13 protein-coding genes are annotated in these 19,169 nt (G+C 40.6%); all 13 read right to left on the bottom strand.

Annotated elements, in window-relative coordinates; translation table 11 throughout:
* Positions 1–198: 198 nt before the first annotated feature.
* The 13 genes from C9J31_RS02920 to C9J31_RS02860 all read right to left on the bottom strand — a co-directional run bounded on the left by C9J31_RS02920 (position 199) and on the right by C9J31_RS02860 (position 19,075).
* Positions 199–1,791, bottom strand: coding sequence for a CTP synthase (locus C9J31_RS02920; protein ID WP_054767362.1), 1,593 nt, complete (start codon positions 1,789–1,791; stop codon positions 199–201).
* A gap of 645 nt (positions 1,792–2,436) precedes the next feature.
* The gene (gene rpoE, locus C9J31_RS02915) at positions 2,437–2,958 is read right to left on the bottom strand and encodes a DNA-directed RNA polymerase subunit delta (protein ID WP_193766977.1); all 522 of its coding nucleotides are present in this window, start codon (positions 2,956–2,958) and stop codon (positions 2,437–2,439) included.
* A 710-nt stretch (positions 2,959–3,668) separates the two neighbouring features.
* The gene (gene icmF / locus C9J31_RS02910; RefSeq protein ID WP_107923681.1) at positions 3,669–6,917 is read right to left on the bottom strand and encodes a fused isobutyryl-CoA mutase/GTPase IcmF; all 3,249 of its coding nucleotides are present in this window, start codon (positions 6,915–6,917) and stop codon (positions 3,669–3,671) included.
* 200 nt (positions 6,918–7,117) lie between these two features.
* Positions 7,118–7,750: a TetR/AcrR family transcriptional regulator gene (locus C9J31_RS02905; RefSeq protein ID WP_054767361.1), complete on the bottom strand. Its 633-nt coding sequence runs from the start codon at positions 7,748–7,750 to the stop codon at positions 7,118–7,120.
* Positions 7,751–7,753: 3 nt separating this feature from the next.
* The gene (locus C9J31_RS02900) at positions 7,754–8,890 is read right to left on the bottom strand and encodes an acyl-CoA dehydrogenase (RefSeq protein ID WP_107947548.1); all 1,137 of its coding nucleotides are present in this window, start codon (positions 8,888–8,890) and stop codon (positions 7,754–7,756) included.
* A gap of 115 nt (positions 8,891–9,005) precedes the next feature.
* Positions 9,006–10,139 carry an acyl-CoA dehydrogenase gene (locus tag C9J31_RS02895; RefSeq protein ID WP_107947550.1) on the bottom strand — a complete coding sequence of 378 codons (1,134 nt, stop codon included), beginning with the start codon at positions 10,137–10,139 and terminating at the stop codon, positions 9,006–9,008.
* A gap of 69 nt (positions 10,140–10,208) precedes the next feature.
* Complete coding sequence (locus C9J31_RS02890; RefSeq protein WP_107947552.1) at positions 10,209–11,060, bottom strand: 3-hydroxybutyryl-CoA dehydrogenase; 852 nt, start codon at positions 11,058–11,060, stop codon at positions 10,209–10,211.
* Positions 11,060–12,265 (bottom strand): acetyl-CoA C-acetyltransferase, encoded by a 1,206-nt coding sequence (locus tag C9J31_RS02885; protein WP_107947554.1) that lies wholly within the window; start codon positions 12,263–12,265, stop codon positions 11,060–11,062. Before C9J31_RS02885 ends, C9J31_RS02890 begins: the two co-directional genes overlap by 1 nt.
* Positions 12,266–12,501: 236 nt before the next feature.
* Positions 12,502–14,727 carry a heterodisulfide reductase-related iron-sulfur binding cluster gene (locus C9J31_RS02880; RefSeq protein WP_107947556.1) on the bottom strand — a complete coding sequence of 742 codons (2,226 nt, stop codon included), beginning with the start codon at positions 14,725–14,727 and terminating at the stop codon, positions 12,502–12,504.
* A 355-nt stretch (positions 14,728–15,082) separates the two neighbouring features.
* Positions 15,083–15,646, bottom strand: coding sequence for a cob(I)yrinic acid a,c-diamide adenosyltransferase (locus C9J31_RS02875; protein WP_107947558.1), 564 nt, complete (start codon positions 15,644–15,646; stop codon positions 15,083–15,085).
* Positions 15,647–15,651: 5 nt separating this feature from the next.
* The gene (locus C9J31_RS02870; protein WP_107947560.1) at positions 15,652–17,118 is read right to left on the bottom strand and encodes an adenosylcobinamide amidohydrolase; all 1,467 of its coding nucleotides are present in this window, start codon (positions 17,116–17,118) and stop codon (positions 15,652–15,654) included.
* Positions 17,115–18,116 carry a FecCD family ABC transporter permease gene (locus C9J31_RS02865; RefSeq protein ID WP_107923688.1) on the bottom strand — a complete coding sequence of 334 codons (1,002 nt, stop codon included), beginning with the start codon at positions 18,114–18,116 and terminating at the stop codon, positions 17,115–17,117. Before C9J31_RS02865 ends, C9J31_RS02870 begins: the two co-directional genes overlap by 4 nt.
* Positions 18,113–19,075, bottom strand: coding sequence for an ABC transporter substrate-binding protein (locus C9J31_RS02860; RefSeq protein WP_107947561.1), 963 nt, complete (start codon positions 19,073–19,075; stop codon positions 18,113–18,115). The genes C9J31_RS02865 and C9J31_RS02860 overlap by 4 nt, the downstream gene beginning before the upstream one ends.
* Between the last annotated feature and the right edge of the window lie 94 nt (positions 19,076–19,169).

The raw sequence follows: 19,169 nt of genomic DNA, 5'->3' as shown, positions 1-19,169 counted from the left end.
GAAGAGTGCACTACTAGTTGATGGTAGCGAAGGCGGCGACTCCTGGGGGATTAGCGTGACGCCTGAGACTACAGGCTCAGGCCACGCCCCCGAAAAGCGTCCGCTGTAGTGGACATCAACGTTCACAGCAAAAAAAGTGTTAGATCGACATCAGTCAATCTAACACTTTTTCTCTTTTGTCCCAGCCTCTTCTGCGTTTTATTTAAATGTTGCACCAATAAAATCACGGAATAATGGCTGTGGTCTGTTTGGACGCGACACCAATTCAGGGTGGAATTGACAAGCTACAAAGAAATTGTTCTCTGGTAGTTCGATAATTTCCACTAATTTTCCATCTGGGCTTGTCCCTGAGAAGACAAGACCTGCTGCTTCCATCGCTTCACGGTATTCATTGTTAAATTCATAACGGTGACGGTGGCGTTCATACACAAGTTCTTTTCCATAGGCAGTGCTTGCCTTAGAGCCATCTTTTAATTTACATGGATACAAGCCTAAACGTAATGTACCACCTATGTCTACATTATCATTTTGATCCGGTAAGAAATCAATAATTGGATACTGAGTTGCTGCATCAAGCTCTGTAGAGTGAGCACCTTGTAAACCAAGTACGTTACGCGCAAATTCTACTGTTGCCAGTTGCATTCCTAAGCAAATCCCTAAAAATGGAACATTATTTTCACGTGCATATTGCGTGGCTAAAATTTTCCCTTCAACTCCACGATCACCGAAGCCACCAGGTACTAATATAGCATCAGCTTCTTTTAATAGCGTCGCTACATTATCAGCTTCTACATGTTCTGCATTGATCCAGTCGATATCGATATCTGAGTTGAAAGCATAGCCCGCATGCTTTAATGCTTCTACAACAGAAATATATGCATCTTGTAGCTCTACGTATTTACCAACTAATGCAACTCTACGTTTGTTCGGTAAGTTTTTCACCTTATCTACAAGATCGCGCCATTCTTCCATATCAGCTTCCGGTGCTTCAATGCCGAAGTGATCTAGTACGATATCGTCAAAATCTTGTGCATGTAAGTTAAGTGGTACTTCATATAAGTGCTCTGCGTCACGAGATTCGATAATCTCATGTGGTTGCACGTCACAGAATAATGCTAATTTTTCTTTCATTTCAACTGGTACTTCTTGTTCTGTACGCACCACGATGATGTTTGGCTGAATACCTAAAGCACGTAATTCTTTTACAGAATGTTGTGTTGGTTTTGTTTTTAACTCACCAGCTGCTTTAATGTACGGAATTAGCGTACAGTGTACGTACATTACATTGTGATGACCAAGATTTGTTTTCATTTGGCGAATCGCTTCAAGGAATGGGAGTGATTCGATATCACCAACTGTTCCACCAACTTCAGTAATGACAACATCAGCATTTGTTTCACGACCAGCACGTTGAATGCGGTCTTTAATTTCATTCGTAATATGAGGAATTACTTGTACTGTTCCACCATTGTAATCACCACGACGCTCTTTTTGTAATACAGATTGATAGACACGACCTGAAGTAACAGTTGAATGTTTTCCCAAATTTATGTCGATGAAACGTTCATAGTGGCCTAAGTCTAAGTCAGCTTCAGCGCCGTCATCTGTTACAAATACCTCACCGTGTTGATAAGGACTCATTGTACCTGGGTCAATATTGATATATGGGTCAAACTTTTGTATTGTTACTTCTAATCCACGATTTTTAAGTAAACGTCCTAAAGATGCTGCAACAATCCCTTTACCAAGCGAAGACACAACCCCGCCTGTTACAAAAATATACTTAGTCATGAAAAAATTCCTCCTTATATTGTTCTAGAAATTGCTAATAAGAAAAGTGCATTCGCGCCCTTTTATACCTACCTCTTAGGGTACAGGGAGAGGATGTGCCGCTTAATATACTTCACTTTCCGTTCGAGGGCTTCTTACGGCCTCCAACGTAGCGCAAATGCCTTGACATCGATTAGAGAATTTATACTTGCTTATACCTTAAAATAAGAAAAGCCGAGAATTCCTACATAACATAAAATGTAGTCGATTCGAAGCTGTAATCGTTTCTATCTCTTTTTAGACTTTCCTTTATCAAACTCGGCTAAGGTCTACAGTCATCTAAAATGTTTAAGAGTACATTAGATACTTTAAGGTAAAGACATTCACCTAAGACTTTAGCTTTATTCAGTCACCGATTATTATACATAATGAATAGTTAACAACCTTTATATTCATCTATCGCCTATAATCATTAAAGAAATAACTGAAAAAGGTAAAAACAAAAAAACGCCCCTCCTGCATAGGTTTGCAGGGGGAGCGTATTGCATACACGGTCTTTCTCCTCTTTAAAGGAGCCCAAGTAAAAGATTAAACGGAACCGTGAAAGAAGTCAAGATTTTTTACTACTTGTACAAAAGTAAGAAAATTCAAAGAGTAAATAATAAATTACACTTCTTCCTCTTCTTCTTCCTCTTCTTCTTCGTCAATGAAGTCTTCATCGATTTCTTCAATTTCTTCGATTTCTTCTTCATCTTCAAATTCGATTTCTTCTTTTTCTTCTTCAATATCTTCTTCAACAAATTCTTCATAATCCTCATCAAAGTCGATATCTTCTTCATCTAAATCTTCTTCTACTTCATCATCATCGTCTAGAGTAGCCTTAGATTTTTTCTTATGAGTTTTAACAGATGGGGCTGTTTCTTCTTCAATTTGTTCAACCTTAAACCATTCTCGTAAACCCCAACCAGATTCTTGGTTGTATAAGAAGCGGCCATCTACATTCATGTCAGTATAAAATTGTAGTAAGCGTGATTTAATATCAGCATCACTAAAACCAGTAAGCTCTTTAATAATTGTTAGCAGGTCATTAAATGACACTGAGGCACGCTTTTCAGTTAAAATTGCATAAGCTAAGTTAATTAACGATTCTTCCGCTAATTGTTCCTTTGTCATTTCACGAAAATTCAATTCGTGCACGTCCTTTCCCTCATCACATACGGATGTATTAAAATTAAAAGATGCTTTATCTACATTCAGCAGAAACATTCAACTCTATTGGTGGTGAGATGAATGCAATTGTAATTTTTCCAAACACTTGCTGAATGAAAATAAAACCTCTGGCAGATGTCACAGATGTTTTGTGCGCGAAAACGTAGCGCTAGCGTAGTGACAGCAGCAGATTTTGAACAGATTCATTTAAGATGTTAGCCTAACTTTATCGTGCAGGCCTAAGCACGATTCAAAATCCGGACGCAATTACGCCAAGGCGATATTGCTTTTCCGAGCGCAACTAAAAAAGGCCGCACAAAAGTAACTTTCCATACCATAAGCATAATACCCATTATATACAAAGTTTTAGTCTCTTTGCTAGCTTCAATTACTGTTTTTTATATCACGAATTATTTTAAACCCAAAGTAAAACAAATAAACAGACAATAAGAGTAAAGGAATAGCGCCAATTTGCTTATTATACAGGAAAATGACTCCTAACACTAAAGCTAAAATGATAATGTAGTGAATAACTGATTTCATCCTCTACTGCGCCCCCTTTGTGATTTCTATTATAGCGAAAATAAAAAGAAGTGCCTAATCGAAAGACTAGACACTTAAAACTTCAGAAGCTTTCCGCATAAAATAGAATAATTTGTAAATAGAAAGCGATTATGCACGTTTACTTTTTACATATTGCGACGGAACTGTCCACCTACTTCATATAATGCTTTTGTAATTTGTCCTAAGCTTGCTACTTGTACGGTTTCCATTAGCTCCTCAAAAATATTACCGTTGTTTACAGCAACTTCTTGTAAACGAGCAATAGCCGCTTCTGAGTCCCCTTCGTGCTGCTGCCAGAAGTCCTGTAGATTACGTATTTGTGTTTCTTTTTCTTCTGTGGAAGCACGCGCAATTTCCATATTGTCAATGGCGTCATCTGCTGGTGGGTTTGGATTTAAATACGTGTTTACGCCAATAATCGGTAGTTCACCCGAATGCTTTAGCATTTCATAGTGCATAGATTCTTCTTGAATCTTACCACGTTGATATTGTGTTTCCATTGCTCCTAACACGCCGCCACGATCATTAATGCGATCAAATTCCTCTAACACGGCTTCTTCTACTAAGTCTGTTAACTCTTCAACAATAAAAGCACCTTGTAACGGGTTTTCATTTTTCGCTAACCCATGTTCCTTCGTAATAATCATTTGAATTGCCATTGCACGACGCACCGATTCTTCTGTTGGCGTTGTAATCGCTTCATCATACGCATTGGTATGGAGTGAATTACAGTTATCTTGAAGTGCCATTAATGCTTGCAAAGTTGTACGAATATCATTAAAGTCAATCTCCTGTGCGTGCAAGCTTCGACCTGATGTTTGAACATGGTATTTCAGCTTCTGTGCACGCTCATTCGCACCGTATTTATCACGCATAACGACTGCCCAAATACGACGCGCAACACGGCCAATCACTGTATATTCTGGATCTAGCCCGTTCGAGAAGAAAAATGATAGATTCGGCGCAAAATCATCAATGTTCATGCCACGACTTAAATAATATTCAACATAGGTAAAGCCATTCGCCAGTGTAAATGCTAGCTGTGAGATTGGATTCGCTCCAGCTTCTGCAATATGATAGCCCGAGATAGATACTGAGTAGTAATTGCGCACTTTTTGATCAATAAAGTATTGCTGGATATCACCCATCATACGCAGTGCAAATTCCGTTGAGAAAATACAAGTATTTTGCCCTTGGTCTTCTTTTAAAATATCTGCCTGCACTGTCCCACGTACAACCTGCAATGTTTTTTCACGTGTCTCCGTGAATTCTTCAACTGTCAAAGTACGACCTAATTGTTCCTCACGCAGTTTCACCTGCTGATCAATGGCTGTATTCATAAACATCGCCAAAATAATTGGTGCAGGTCCATTAATTGTCATCGATACAGATGTTGATGGCGCACAAAGGTCAAAGCCTGCATAGAGCTTCTTCATATCATCTAACGTACAAATTGACACACCTGACTCTCCGACTTTACCGTAAATATCCGGACGATAGTCGGGGTCTTCGCCGTATAATGTTACTGAATCAAAGGCCGTAGATAACCGTTTTGCATCATCGTCTTTTGATAAATAGTGGAAGCGTTTATTTGTACGTTCTGGTGTACCCTCACCAGCAAATTGTCGCTTTGGATCTTCACCTTCACGTTTAAACTGGAACACTCCCGCAGTATATGGGAATTCACCAGGTACATTTTCACGATACACCCAGCGTAAAATTTCACCGTAATCAACGAACTTTGGCAGGACAACCTTTGGTATTTTCGTACCCGAAAGACTTGTTGTCGTTAAAATCGTCCGAATTTCTTTATCACGAACTTTGGTTACCAGAATGTCTCCAGCATACGCTTCCTTTAAAGTCTGCCAATTTTCTAGGATACGCTTGGATTCCGCTGATAATTCATCACGGACACCTTCCGCTAAAGAAGTAAGTGATGCGACTAGTGCGTCATCTGGCGCTTTTTCCTTAACGGTAGCAATAGCACCTTCAAGCTGGAATAACCGACGTGCAAACGCTACCTGTTGCTCTGCCTTTTTATGATAACCTCGCACTGTATCAGTAATCTCGCGTAAGTAATAACGACGATCATTCGGAATAATAACATCTTGCTTTTGCGTTTTAGCAAATTGTTCATAGCTTGTTTCCCAATTGCTGCCTGTCTTATTATTAATAATATTTACTAACGCTGCAAATAAGGTATTTGTCCCTTTATCATTAAATTGACTGGCAATCGTACCGTATACAGGCATGCTATCAATCGGTTCTTCCCACAGCTCACGAGAACGTTGTAGTTGCTTTTGTACTTGACGTAGCGCATCTTCTGAGCCTTTACGTTCAAATTTATTGATGGCAATAACATCGGCAAAATCAATCATGTCAATCTTTTCAAGCTGTGTGGGTGCCCCGAATTCACTTGTCATGACATACATGGATAAATCAGTGTATTTTGTAATTTCCGCGTCACCCTGACCAATCCCACTTGTTTCTACGATGATTAAATCATAACCTGCAACACGCACAACATCTAAGACATCTCCAATGGAAGCCGTCAGTTCTGTTCGGGAACCTCGAGTTGCCAGACTTCGCATATACACACGATTATTGAAAATAGCATTCATACGAATACGATCCCCGAGTAAAGCCCCTCCTGTTTTTTGCTTCGTCGGATCGACTGAAAGAATAGCCACACGTTTATCTGGGAATTCCTTCAGGAAGCGGCGAATAAGCTCATCCGTTAATGAGGATTTCCCTGCACCACCCGTTCCTGTAATCCCCAAAATTGGTGTACCTTTCGAACGTTTTCGAGCTTCTACTAACATAGCTTTCGTTTCTGCATCATCATTGGATTCTGCCGCAGTAATTAAATTTGCCAGTAATTCTGGTGTTTCTGTTGTTAAAGCATCTAGCTTCTGTTGATAGTCTCCCGTCGCCGTTGGAAAATCCGTGCCTTTAATTTGCTCATTGATCATCCCTTGTAAGCCCAGCACTCGACCATCTTCTGGCGAGAAAATCCCAGAAATGCCGTATGAATGTAGCTCTTTAATTTCACGAGGTAAAATAACACCACCACCGCCACCATAAATTTTAATATGTGGCGCTCCCTTTTCTCGCAGTAAATCATACATATATTTAAAGTATTCCATATGGCCACCTTGATAAGAGGATACAGCAATGCCCTGCGCATCCTCTTGAATCGCAGCATTCACGACTTCCTCAACAGAGCGGTTATGTCCCAAATGGATTACTTCCACACCACTAGATTGTAAAATACGTCGCATAATATTGACTGAAGCATCATGTCCATCAAAAAGACTGGATGCTGTTACAAAACGTACGTGATTTTTTGGACGATATACTTCTACCTTTGTCATATGAAATCCCCACTTTCTCCCCTTAGTAAATCTCTTACTGAGTGTATGACCGCTTAAAAGCTATATAGCGCAGAGGAATCTTTGTTTAGATGCTCCCACCTCTTTAGGCACAACATATAAGCGAAACGCCATACTATCTCAAGTAAAAATCGGTAATTGCAAAGTCCGTCTATGCAATTACCGATTACCCCTTAAAGTTATTAAAACCCCTTAATGCCCGAAATGAATAATGTTGTCTGCATATCAATATACTCGTCAAGTGTATGTTGACGATGAAGCGCCCACTTACGGAATGCCCAGCTTTGACCTTGCACGACTAAGTTATTCGCAGCCAAATGAATCTGCTTGTCAGTCATTGAAATTTCTCCTGATTCCACACAGCGTTTTAACAGTCGCTCAAAAGTAGCAACCATTTCGAATTCCTTACTGAATACATAGCGCTGTGCTTCTCTAGACAATGATTTCGTTTCTTGATACATAATTGTCAGTTCATCGACCATACTATCGATTTGCAAGAAATACTCACGAATCATTTCTCTTAACTCGTCTATAGTACCTGCCTTGATTTCGAAACTTGAGAGCCGCTCCATTGCATGATGATAAATACTGTCACATACAAGGTATAGTACATCTTCTTTTGTACGAATGTACTCATATAATGTACCGATACTAAAACCCGCAGCTTTTGCAATTTCTCTCGTCGTAGCACGATGAAAACCTTTTTCTTTAAATAATTTAATAGCACCTTGAATCATTTGTTCTCGACGAATGGCGATCAGATTTTCATCTTTCACAGTTGACTGAACTTGGGGCCTTTTACTATTTTCTGTCATAAATTATTTTGTCAACATACGCGAGATAACGAGACGTTGAATCTCCTGCGTACCTTCGTAAATTTGTGTAATTTTGGCATCACGCATAAATCGCTCTACTGGATAATCCTTTGTATAACCATAGCCACCGAAAACCTGAACCGCCTCAGTCGTTACACTCATTGCTGTGTCACCAGCCATTAATTTCGCCATTGCCGATGCCTTACCATATGGTAGACTATTAGACTCTAACCAAGCGGCTTGGTATGTAAGAAGTCTTGATGCTTCAATTTGTGTAGCCATATCCGCTAATTTGAAAGACACACCTTGATTTGCAGTAATTGGCTTACCAAATTGTACGCGCTCTTTTCCATATTCTACAGCTGCATCTAACGCACCTTGAGCAATCCCTACAGCTTGGGCTGCAATACCGTTACGTCCCCCATCTAGTGTAGTCATCGCAATTTTAAAGCCTTCTCCCTCTGCCCCAAGTAAGTTTTCTTTTGGTACACGGCAGTTGTCGAAAATAATTTCAGTCGTTGGTGATGAACGGATTCCTAGCTTTTTCTCTTTTTTACCAACTGAGAAACCATCAAAGCCTGCTTCAACAATAAAAGCAGATGTGCCGTTTTTCGCTTCTGGGTCTGTTACAGCAAATACAATATATGTATCTGCTACACCCCCGTTGGTAATGAAAATCTTCGAACCGTTTAAAATATAATCATCGCCGTCACGTTTGGCATACGTTTTCATACCGCCTGCATCTGAGCCCGATCCTGGCTCCGTTAAACCGTATGCACCAATATGTTTACCTTGTGCCATTGGACGAAGATACTTTTGTTTCTGTTCTTCCGTTCCGAATTTATATAACGGCCACCCTGCAAGGGAAGTATGTGCTGATAATGTTACCCCTGTTGAAGCACATACACGTGAAAGTTCTTCTACAGCAATTACATAAGCAAGATAATCAAAGCCTGCACCACCATACTCTTCTGGCCAAGGAATACCTGTTAATCCTAGCTCAGCCATTTTTTCAAAAATTGTACGGTCAAACTCTTCATTTTCGTCGCGCTCCGCTGCTGTTGGTGCTACTTCGTTAATAGCAAAGTCGCGAATCATTTCACGTAATTGTTCGTGCTCTTCTGTTAATTGAAAGTTCATTGTCCATTTCCCCTTTTATATGAATGAATTTCGCTTTTACGTCATTTGATTCCGTATACCTTTGAATGCGAATGGAACTAAAATCAATTCCTCCAGTTATGAAGCTTCTACTGAATCAAATTAAATGTTTACTAATGACTAGCTTTTGGATTTCACTTGTACCTTCATAAATTTCTGTCACTTTGGCATCACGGAAATATCGCTCTACTGGATAATCCTCTGTGTAGCCATAACCACCGAAAATTTGCACAGCTTCAATAGCTGTTAGCACTGCTGTACGAGAAGCAAAAAGTTTAGCCATCGAGGCTTCTGCTCCGCAAGGTAAGCCCTTGGCGCGTAAATCAGCTGCACGATAGACAAGCAATTTTGCAGCTTCCACCGCAGTTGCCATGTCTGCAAGCTTGAAGCCAACCCCTTGTTGGGCTGAAATTGGTTTACCAAATTGAACACGTTCTTTTGCATAAGCTGTCGCTGCTTCAAGTGCTGCCTCAGCAATCCCTAAAGCTTGAGCCGCAATGCCAATACGACCAACCTCTAAATTTGCCATCGCAATTTTAAAGCCTTCTCCTTCTTTGCCTAGAAGATTTGTCGCTGGTATACGACAATTATCAAATGTCAGTTGCACTGTACGTGAGCCATGTAAGCCCATTTTGTGCTCATCCTTACCTATCACTAAGCCAGGCGTTCCCTTTTCGACAATAAACGCCGAAATTCCTCGCGTCTTGTCGGCTGGATTGGTAGAGGCAAAAACGATATAGACATCTGCTTCACCACCGTTCGTAATGAACACCTTTGATCCGTTAATAACATAGTCATCACCATCAAGCACCGCCTTAGATTGCAGTGAACCTGCATCTGATCCAGCACTCGGCTCCGTTAAACAAAATGCTCCTAAATATTCCCCTGAAGCAAGTTTAGGAACATAGCGTTGCTTCTGCTTATCGTCCCCAAAGTAAATAATTGGGTTTGTACCAACAGATGTATGCACTGATAAAATAACGCCCATCACTGCACTGACCTTAGATAACTCATTTATGGCTAGTATGTACGATGTAAAATCCATCGCAGATCCACCTAGTTCTTCTGGTGTTGTAATACCCATTAAACCAAGTTCACCCATTTGCACAAGTAGCTCTCGTGGAAACTCCCCTGCTTCCATACGGTCTACCCACGGTGCAATCTTTTCTTGCGCGAAATCTCGCACCATATCACGCATCATTATTTGTTCATCTGTAAATTGTAAATGCATCTATAATGTCACCCCTCTATGTTGTCGCATAGCATTACATTTGTGTTGAATCATCCCATCCCCATAGGATTATTCGTAAACGTAAAAGCCTCTTCCTGATTTTTTACCTAGCCAGCCTGCTGCTACGTATTTGCGTAGCAATGGACACGGTCTGTATTTACTATCTCCTAGTCCCTCATGTAAAATTTCCATGATCGACAAGCACGTATCCAGACCAATAAAGTCAGCTAATGTTAATGGTCCCATTGGATGATTCATTCCAAGCTTCATGACATCATCAATTGCTTCTTTTGATGCAACCCCTTCATATAAAGCATAAATTGCCTCATTAATCATTGGTAACAAAATTCGATTTGAAATAAAGCCTGGGAAATCATTTACTTCGACAGGTGTTTTCGCCAATTCCACGGTCATTTCTTCAACGGCTTTGTATACCTCATCTGACGTTGCTAAACCTCTAATAATTTCGACAAGCTTCATAACCGGTACTGGATTCATAAAGTGCATACCGATTACTTGCTCAGGACGGTTCGTTACTGCTGCTATTTCAGTAATCGGTAGAGATGATGTATTCGTTGCTAAAATGACCTGTGCTGGTGCAATCTTGTCTAATTGTTGAAAGATGGATTGCTTCACTTCCATGTTTTCAACAGCTGCCTCGATAATAATATCTACATCACTCGCATCCTGTAAATCTAGTGACATCGTAATACGAGCAAGAATTGCCGCTTTTTCATCCTCTGTTTTACGACCTTTTTCAACATCACGTGTTAAATTTTTAGAAATAACACCGTATCCACGCTCAAAAAACTCTTGCTTCATGTCATTAAGTTTGACTTCATAGCCCGCTTGCGCACAAACTTGTGCAATCCCCGAACCCATTTGACCAGCACCAATGACCATTACTTTTTGAATTCCCATCATTCACGTCCCCCTGTTTTTGGTACTTCAATCATGATTGCATCGCCTTGCCCTCCCCCAGAGCAAATGGCAGCAATGCCGGTTCCGCCGCCTCGGCGTTGTAATTCATGTGCGAGTGTTAAAATAATGCGTGCTCCAGAAGCTCCTATTGGATGACCTAGCGCAACTGCGCCGCCGTTGACATTGACCTTCTCCGCATCTAGTTCCGCTAGCTGATTGCTAATAAGAGCTACTGCTGCGAATGCTTCATTAATTTCGATTAAATCAATATCTGCTATTATTTTCCCAGTTTTCTTTAGTAATTTATTGATTACTAGCCCTGGTGTTTGTGGGAAATTTTCTGGCTCAAGTGCGAGCGCCTCATGGCCGATGATAATGGCAAGAGGCTTTCTACCTTCACGTGCTGCACGTTCCTCACTCATTACTACAAGTGCACAGGCGCCATCGTTCACTCCAGGTGCATTTCCTGCTGTAATTGTGCCGTCCTTATCAAAGGCTGGCTTTAATTTAGCAAGCGCTTCCATTGATGTTCCAACTCTTGGTGCCTCATCGGTACTCACTGAGAGTGGTTCCCCTTTACGCTGTGGTATTTCCACAGGTACGATTTCCTCTGCGAAGTAGCCTTTTTCAATCGCCCCGAGTGCCCGTTCATGGCTGCGTACAGACCAGGCATCCTGTTCCTCACGGCTTAACGAGAACGTAGTCGCTGTCGCATTGCCATAACTCCCCATATGCGGTCTTGCCTGATCAAAGGCACATGTTAAACCGTCATACAACATACCATCTATCATTGTAGAATCACCCATGCGTAAACCTGTGCGTCCATTCATTAAATAGTAAGGTGCATTTGACATAGATTCCATACCGCCAGCGATAATAACTTCTTCGTCCCCTAAACGAATTAGCTGATCTGCTAACGTTACTGCACGCATTCCCGACGCACAAACCTTATTAATCGTTTCTGTTTTCACCGCTGTCGGTAAACCGGCTTTTAACGCAGCCTGTCTTGATGGTATTTGTCCCTGACCACCTTGTAAAACTGTGCCTAAAATCACTTCATCCACTTCATTTGGCGTAATATTTGCCTTCTCAAGTGCCCCTTTAACGGCTATTGCCCCTAGATCACTTGCATTGAGAGGTGCTAGTGCTCCTCCAAATTTTCCAAATGCCGTTCTTGCGCCTGCTAAAATTACCGCTCTATTCAAGTAAAACACCCCTTTTGTTTTACGTTCTCGATGAAGGAATCGATTTTGTTTCTTTTCCCAACCCCCATAGTTGACTGAACGCTCGCTCGACTCTTCTCGATGAAAAATGGGAGTCCATAACCAACTCCCATTTCCATTTAATCTTATTCTACAAAACAATTAATTATTGTGCAATTTATATTTTTCAGATAACAAAAATATTTCTACAATAACTATATTATTTTATCGTTTAGTTGTTATTTCTCATCACTTACCATAGTATCCACAGAAGCCACCACTTCTTCTAGCACATCTTCATTAACATTTTCAGTACCCTCTTCAGTTGCCACTTCAGCAACTTTCACTTTTTCACCGAAAACCGAACGCTCTAATAATTCTGCAACGTCGAATGTACTAATTGTATCCTCTACTTCTTTAGCCTTTGTACCATCCTCAAGCATTGTTAAGCAATATGGACAACCAGAAGATATCACGGATGCATTTGTAGCCAAAGCTTGCTCAGTTCTCGCTACATTAATACGATTTCCAACATGCTCTTCCATCCACATTAATCCGCCACCGGCACCACAGCACATTGCTGTTTCACGATTGCGTTCCATTTCCACCAGCTTAACGCCTGGGATACCTCGAAGAATTTCACGCGGTGCGTCATACACATCATTATAACGACCTAAGTAGCAAGAATCGTGAAAGACGATTGTCTCATCAACTTCGTAATTCATAGCTAGTCGATTTTCTTCAATCAATTGATTTAATAACTCTGTATGGTGATAGACTTCACCCTTCCAGCCGAAATCTTGGTATTCATTTTTGAAAATATTGTATGCATGCGGGTCAATTGTAACAATTTTCTTCACATCATTTTTTTCGAACTCATCGATATTTGCAGTCGCCAGCTCTTGGAATAAAAACTCATTCCCTAGACGACGTGGTGTATCTCCTGAGTTTTTCTCTTTATTGCCTAAAATTGCAAACTTCACGCCAGCTTCATTTAATAGACGGCATAAAGCTAATGCGATTTTTTGTGAACGATTATCAAACGCGCCCATTGAGCCTACCCACAATAGATACTCCATTTCTTCGCCTGATTTTTTCAATTCTTTCACCGTTGGAATATTTATAGTTGGATCAAGATCACGCCAGTTTTCTTTTTCTTTACGGTTTAGTCCCCAAGGATTACCTTGTCGTTCAATGTTTGTCATCGCGCGCTGTGCATCTGGATTTACTTTTCCTTCTGTCATTGTTAGATAACGACGTAAGTCAATAATTTTGTCGACATGCTCATTCATGACTGGACACTGGTCTTCGCAGTTACGACAAGTCGTACATGCCCAAATCTCTTCTTCGGTAATCACCTCGCCGATTAACGACGGACTATAAATATCCTCAATAGTGGCACCCTCAGCACCAGCTGCCATCGCCAACTGATTGCCCTTTGTATTGGCGAAGAACTGATAAGGAACCCATGGTTTTTGTTTTGTGACCACCGCACCTGTAAATGTTAAATGATCACGAAGCTTGACGATTAAGTCCATTGGTGACAACATCTTTCCAGTTCCAGTTGCTGGACACATATTTGTACAACGACCACATTCTACACAAGAATATAAATCGAGCATTTGCTTTTGCGTAAAGTCCTGAATTCGTCCAACTCCTATCGCAGGAATATCATCTTCACTTTCTGCATTTTCACCTGCTTCTTCAAGCGCCTCAAAGTCAATTGGTGTTAATGTTCCCGTACGATCTAAACGATTCATGTACACATTAATCGGACTCACAATTAAATGGAAGTGCTTCGATTGTGGTACATAAATTAGGAATGTTAATAGGATTAATAAATGTGCCCACCACATTACATAGAAAATACCTGCTGCTACAGATGCTGGTAAAAACCCAAAGATAGCTGCGATTGCTGATGCTACAGGCTCCGTATAAGTTAAGCCTTCCCCATGCCAAATCAAGCCCATACCATTAGCAAATAATGTTGATACCATTAAACCGCCAATGAAAATTAATACGAGACCATTTTTCCAACCGCGTTTTAAACGCACCAGCTTTTCAACGTATCGACGATAAAATGCCCACACTACCGCTACCAAAATCATTAGCACTACTAACTCTTGGAAGAATGTGAATACACCATAGAAAACCCCTAGTGGTAAATGAGAATTTGGTGCTAATCCTTTCCAAATTAAATCAATGGCACCTAACTGTACCATCAAGAAGCCATAAAAGAACATGACATGAATTAAGCCACTTTTTGGATCCTTTAATAGCTTATTTTGACCAAATACATTGACCATTAAATAACGTATACGTTCTTGAACACTTTCATCAAACTCAACCTTTTTCCCCAGTTGTACAAACTTGTAGCGTGTTTTTAACAGATAGAAAAATAATCCTAGTGCGTAAAGCACAACCACGACTGTTAAGATAATGTTTGCAATTAGTAATGGATTCATGGTTGGTCCCCCCCTTAGCTTGTCGTAATTTCTCTCTTTGTGTCAAATTTGCTAGCTCATGCGTAAATGTACGACATTTTGTTACTATATTCATATTCTAATAAATGAGTGAGCATTCAGTCAACACAAATCAAAAATATTTCTGATAATTTTATATTCTTACACTTTATACGGAAAAAAGCCACCCTGAAATTTTCAAAGTGGCTCTTTATCTTTATTTATAATGGCGAACACGATGACTAGTCAAAATACCCCACTCCTCTATAGTTGCCCAAATAAACGGCGGAAGTACAGTTTCAGTGGGCGCCAAAGACTAGTGATTGAAGTGGAATCTCAGAGGCTTGACACAAATTACCTATTTTTTAAATACTTTACCACTTCGAATATATTCAATATCTGCTACGTTTAAGCGTGCATTGACAACACGTGCAGCGGCAAATAAATAATCCGATAAGCGATTTAAATATTTTTGCACAATTGTTGGTACATCAGGAATTTCTTTCATCAGCGTTACCATTTGACGCTCTGCTCGACGGGCAACGGTACGTGCAATGTGTAATGTGGCAGCTGCTGGTGCACCCCCTGGTAAAATAAAGCGTTCTAATGGCGGCGCTTCATCCGACAATGCATCAATACGTGTTTCCAACACCTCAATCGGTTGTTCTGCAAGTTTATAATGACGCTCCTTCATGACATTTGCTAGATCACCGCCTGCATCAAAAAGTTCATGCTGAATCGTTTCTAAATCACCTAAAATATCTTTGAATAATTCACGATCAAGTTCACTTACAGCTTTACCGATAAATGAATTTAATTCATCAATTGCACCGTATGTTTCCACACGTAAGCTATCTTTGTCAACACGTCCACCTATAAGGCTCGTTTTACCTGTATCGCCCGTTTTTGTGTAAAGTTTCATTCAACTCAGCTCCTATGCTTCATTTTATAATTTCGAATTGCCTGCACTGTCGTTTCAAAAACACCTTTACCAATAATCTTTCCTACATCTGTAATCGGACCACCATATAACATTTCCTCACCCTTTTGAGTTGCGGCAATTAACAGACTATCTGTGGCAGTACCAGTGGCAATGGTATTGGTGCGCTCATCCCGAATATTTTCTGACTGTAAGGCCTTTGTTTTCGCCTCATTTGCAGTCATCATGGCTTGGAAAAACGCCTCTTCCGATAAGCACCCATTAATCACAACCCACGTGTTAATAGTACCAATATATGGTTCATCTTGTCTTTCATGCGTACGTGACACATCCACAGCCTTTCCAACACCTGCCGTTACGACGACAAATATGCCACCAAAGGGTGCTTTATATTTATTAAGTGCAGCGAGCTCTGTTGAAACGGCTGTTAACATTACTACTGTACTTGTCAATGAAAAGTGTTCCCTTTGTAAAAACTCCGCGACCTCGCACTTCACATCTTTAATGATATAATCACCAGCAACAGACCGATTTACTAGGCAGTCATACCATCCAATACCTGGATTATGTACAGCAGAGGAGACTGTTTTTAAAGGAATATTCGATTTCAATTGAATATAATCTGTTGTTATCTTAAAATCCTCTTTTACGATAACAGCTCGTTGCTGATGCTTACTTGCAGCTGGCATCATCGTAATTTGAGGTTTCGGAATTTCAGGATGCGCGTAAGTTGCAACTCTCGCTTGATACACTTCCTCAATTTGCGAAGCAATCAATACTTCATGCGGCGCACCAATTGCACGCATACAACCATTTTCCATTAACAATAATTCATCACAATAGAGTGATGCTAAATTCATGTCATGTAATACCATAATAACCGTTAAGCCACATTCTAGTGCTTCTTTTCGTACCATATCTAGAATTTGGCGTTGATGGGCAATATCTAAGTGATTGGTCGGCTCATCTAGCAGTAAAATTTCAGCTGTTTGTGCTAAAGCCTGTGCTACAAATACACGCTGTTGCTCACCACCCGATAAAATCTCCATCGGTGTATGCTCATAACGTGTGACACCTGTTTGCGCCATCGCATATTGGACAGCTCGCTCATCTAGCTCTGACCAACTCGAAAAGAATCCTGTTTGATGAGGATAACGTCCAAGCGATACTGCTTCACGCACTGTATTCGAAAATGCATTGGCATGCAGCTGTGGCAGTACCGCCATTTTCTTCGCCAATGTACGGGCATTATATGCTTTCATATCTTTCCCGTCTATTAAAATAGTACCTGTAGTTGCTGGGAGTATCCCACTGATTACCTTCAGCAATGTCGACTTGCCACTACCATTGGGTCCTAAAATTCCGAGTATTTTGCCCTTTTCAACTGTAAAGCTCACATCTTTGACAATCGGTACGCCTTCATAACCACCCGATAAACGTTCAACGACAATCATACGCGTACCCCCTTGCTTCTTCGTTGCTTATAGAATATATACGAAAAAACAGGTGCGCCTATAAACGCCGTGATGACACCAATTGGCAATTCACGCGGCATGATAATCGTCCGTGCCACCAAATCACATATAATCAGCAAAGTTGCTCCATTAAAAAAAGATAACGGCAGTAGATGACGGTGGTCTGAACCCCAAATCATACGGGTCATATGCGGAACAACTAGTCCAACAAATCCTATCGTTCCAGAAACTGCAACCGCTGCGCCTGTTAACATTGAGCCACCTGCTAAAATTAAATATTTACTTCGTTTGACATTGACGCCTAAATGCTTCGCACGCTCTTCTCCATATAAAAGAACATTTAACTCTCTTCTTTGCGTCCATAGCATCAACGAGCCAATCACAACAAACGGTGCAATCATTTGTACGTATGGCCACCCGCGCATTGATACCGAACCAAGCAGCCAACCGATAATTTGTCGTAATTCCTCACCGGTTAAAGCTATCATTAACGAAATAAGAGAACCTAAAAATGAACTAAAAATAACGCCTGTTAAAATAAGTGTTTCCATTTTCAGTGAACGGTCAACTAACCTAGCAAAGGTCATAACAGCTACCATTGTTAACACCGCACCAATCATACTAAATATCGGTAATGCGTACAGACCTACAACCGGAATGGAAATCCCAAAAAACAGTGTCATTACTGCTCCTACAGAGGCGCCAGAAGAAACACCTAATGTATAGGGATCTGCTAAAGGATTTTTTAATAAGCCTTGGAATGCCGCACCTGCAATCGCAAGCGATGCTCCTACAAGTCCTGCTAACATGACACGTGGCATTCGAATTTTCCACAAAATATTGGCAGCCGTTTCATCTGCTGCCTTATTCCACAATACTTCTAGTGGAATATGAACTGAGCCTATCGATACGCCACACCAGATGCTAATGATTAGAAGCGTTATCGCTGTTACATAGGCAAATACTATTCTACTCACTCGAATGCCTCTGGATAGATGGCTTTAGCTAATTCTTCAAGACCATCTGCTAAACGTGGACCTTGACGACTTATCATATTTTCATCTACTTGTACAATCGCTTTATTTTTCACTGCATTAATTGTGTCAAAGCCTGCACGTTGGGGAATTTTCGTTAAAATATCAGGTACATAATTATATGTCACAACAATAACATCTGGATTTTTTGCTATGATTTGTTCAGCATCGATCTTATACCAGCCGTTCGTATCTGCCGCGATGTTGTCTGCGTGTATCATTTCCAACATTTCCTGCATAAAAGTATCCTTACCTGGTGTATAAATTTCTGGTTCATCCGATGTTTCTACAAAAACCTTTTTCGGTTCCACGCCTGCAAGCTTTGACTCAACCTCTTCTACTTTTGCTTTCATGTTAGCAATCATTTTTCTTGCTTCTGGTAACTTCCCCGTTGCACGCCCTAGCTGTTCAATTGTTGTATATGTTTCATTAAAGTTATCTGCATTTGCTACAACATATACCTTCACACCGGCTGCTTCTAATTGAGCTAACGCTCCGTCCAGAGAAGCAATACTAGACTCATGTGCAAACACGATATCTGGTGTAAGCGCAATAATTTGCTCAATATTAAATTCCATACTGCCTACTTTTTCTTTGTCCGCCGTCTCTGCTGGATAATCATCATAATCATTGACTCCAACGATTTCATTATTTAAACCAAGTCCAAATAAAATTTCCGTATTACTCGGTATGAGGGAAATAATTCTTTCCGGTGGTGCTTCTAGTGTAATATCCTTGCCAGTAACGTCTGTCATTGTAAGCGGGAATGTAGCTTCCTCTCCTTGCGAAGTTGCCTGTTGCTCTGTTGCAGGATTGTCGTTTTTCGTTTCCTTGCTATTACATGCCGCAAGTAGGCCAATTGCGAGCAATGCTGACAATCCTATTTTCAAATACTTTTTCACTGTGAACCCTCCCTAATGAACCTGCTTGTGCGCATTTAATCGCTCTGTTTTCTTGATTTATCGATACTTTTTCGTATCTTATCGCCCAACTTTG

The organism is Lysinibacillus parviboronicapiens, assembly GCF_003049605.2.
In the GTDB taxonomy this organism is placed as follows: Bacteria; Bacillota; Bacilli; order Bacillales_A; family Planococcaceae; genus Lysinibacillus; species Lysinibacillus parviboronicapiens.
Note: the sequence above shows the minus strand (reverse complement) of the source record. Positions and strands in the feature narration are given on the sequence as shown.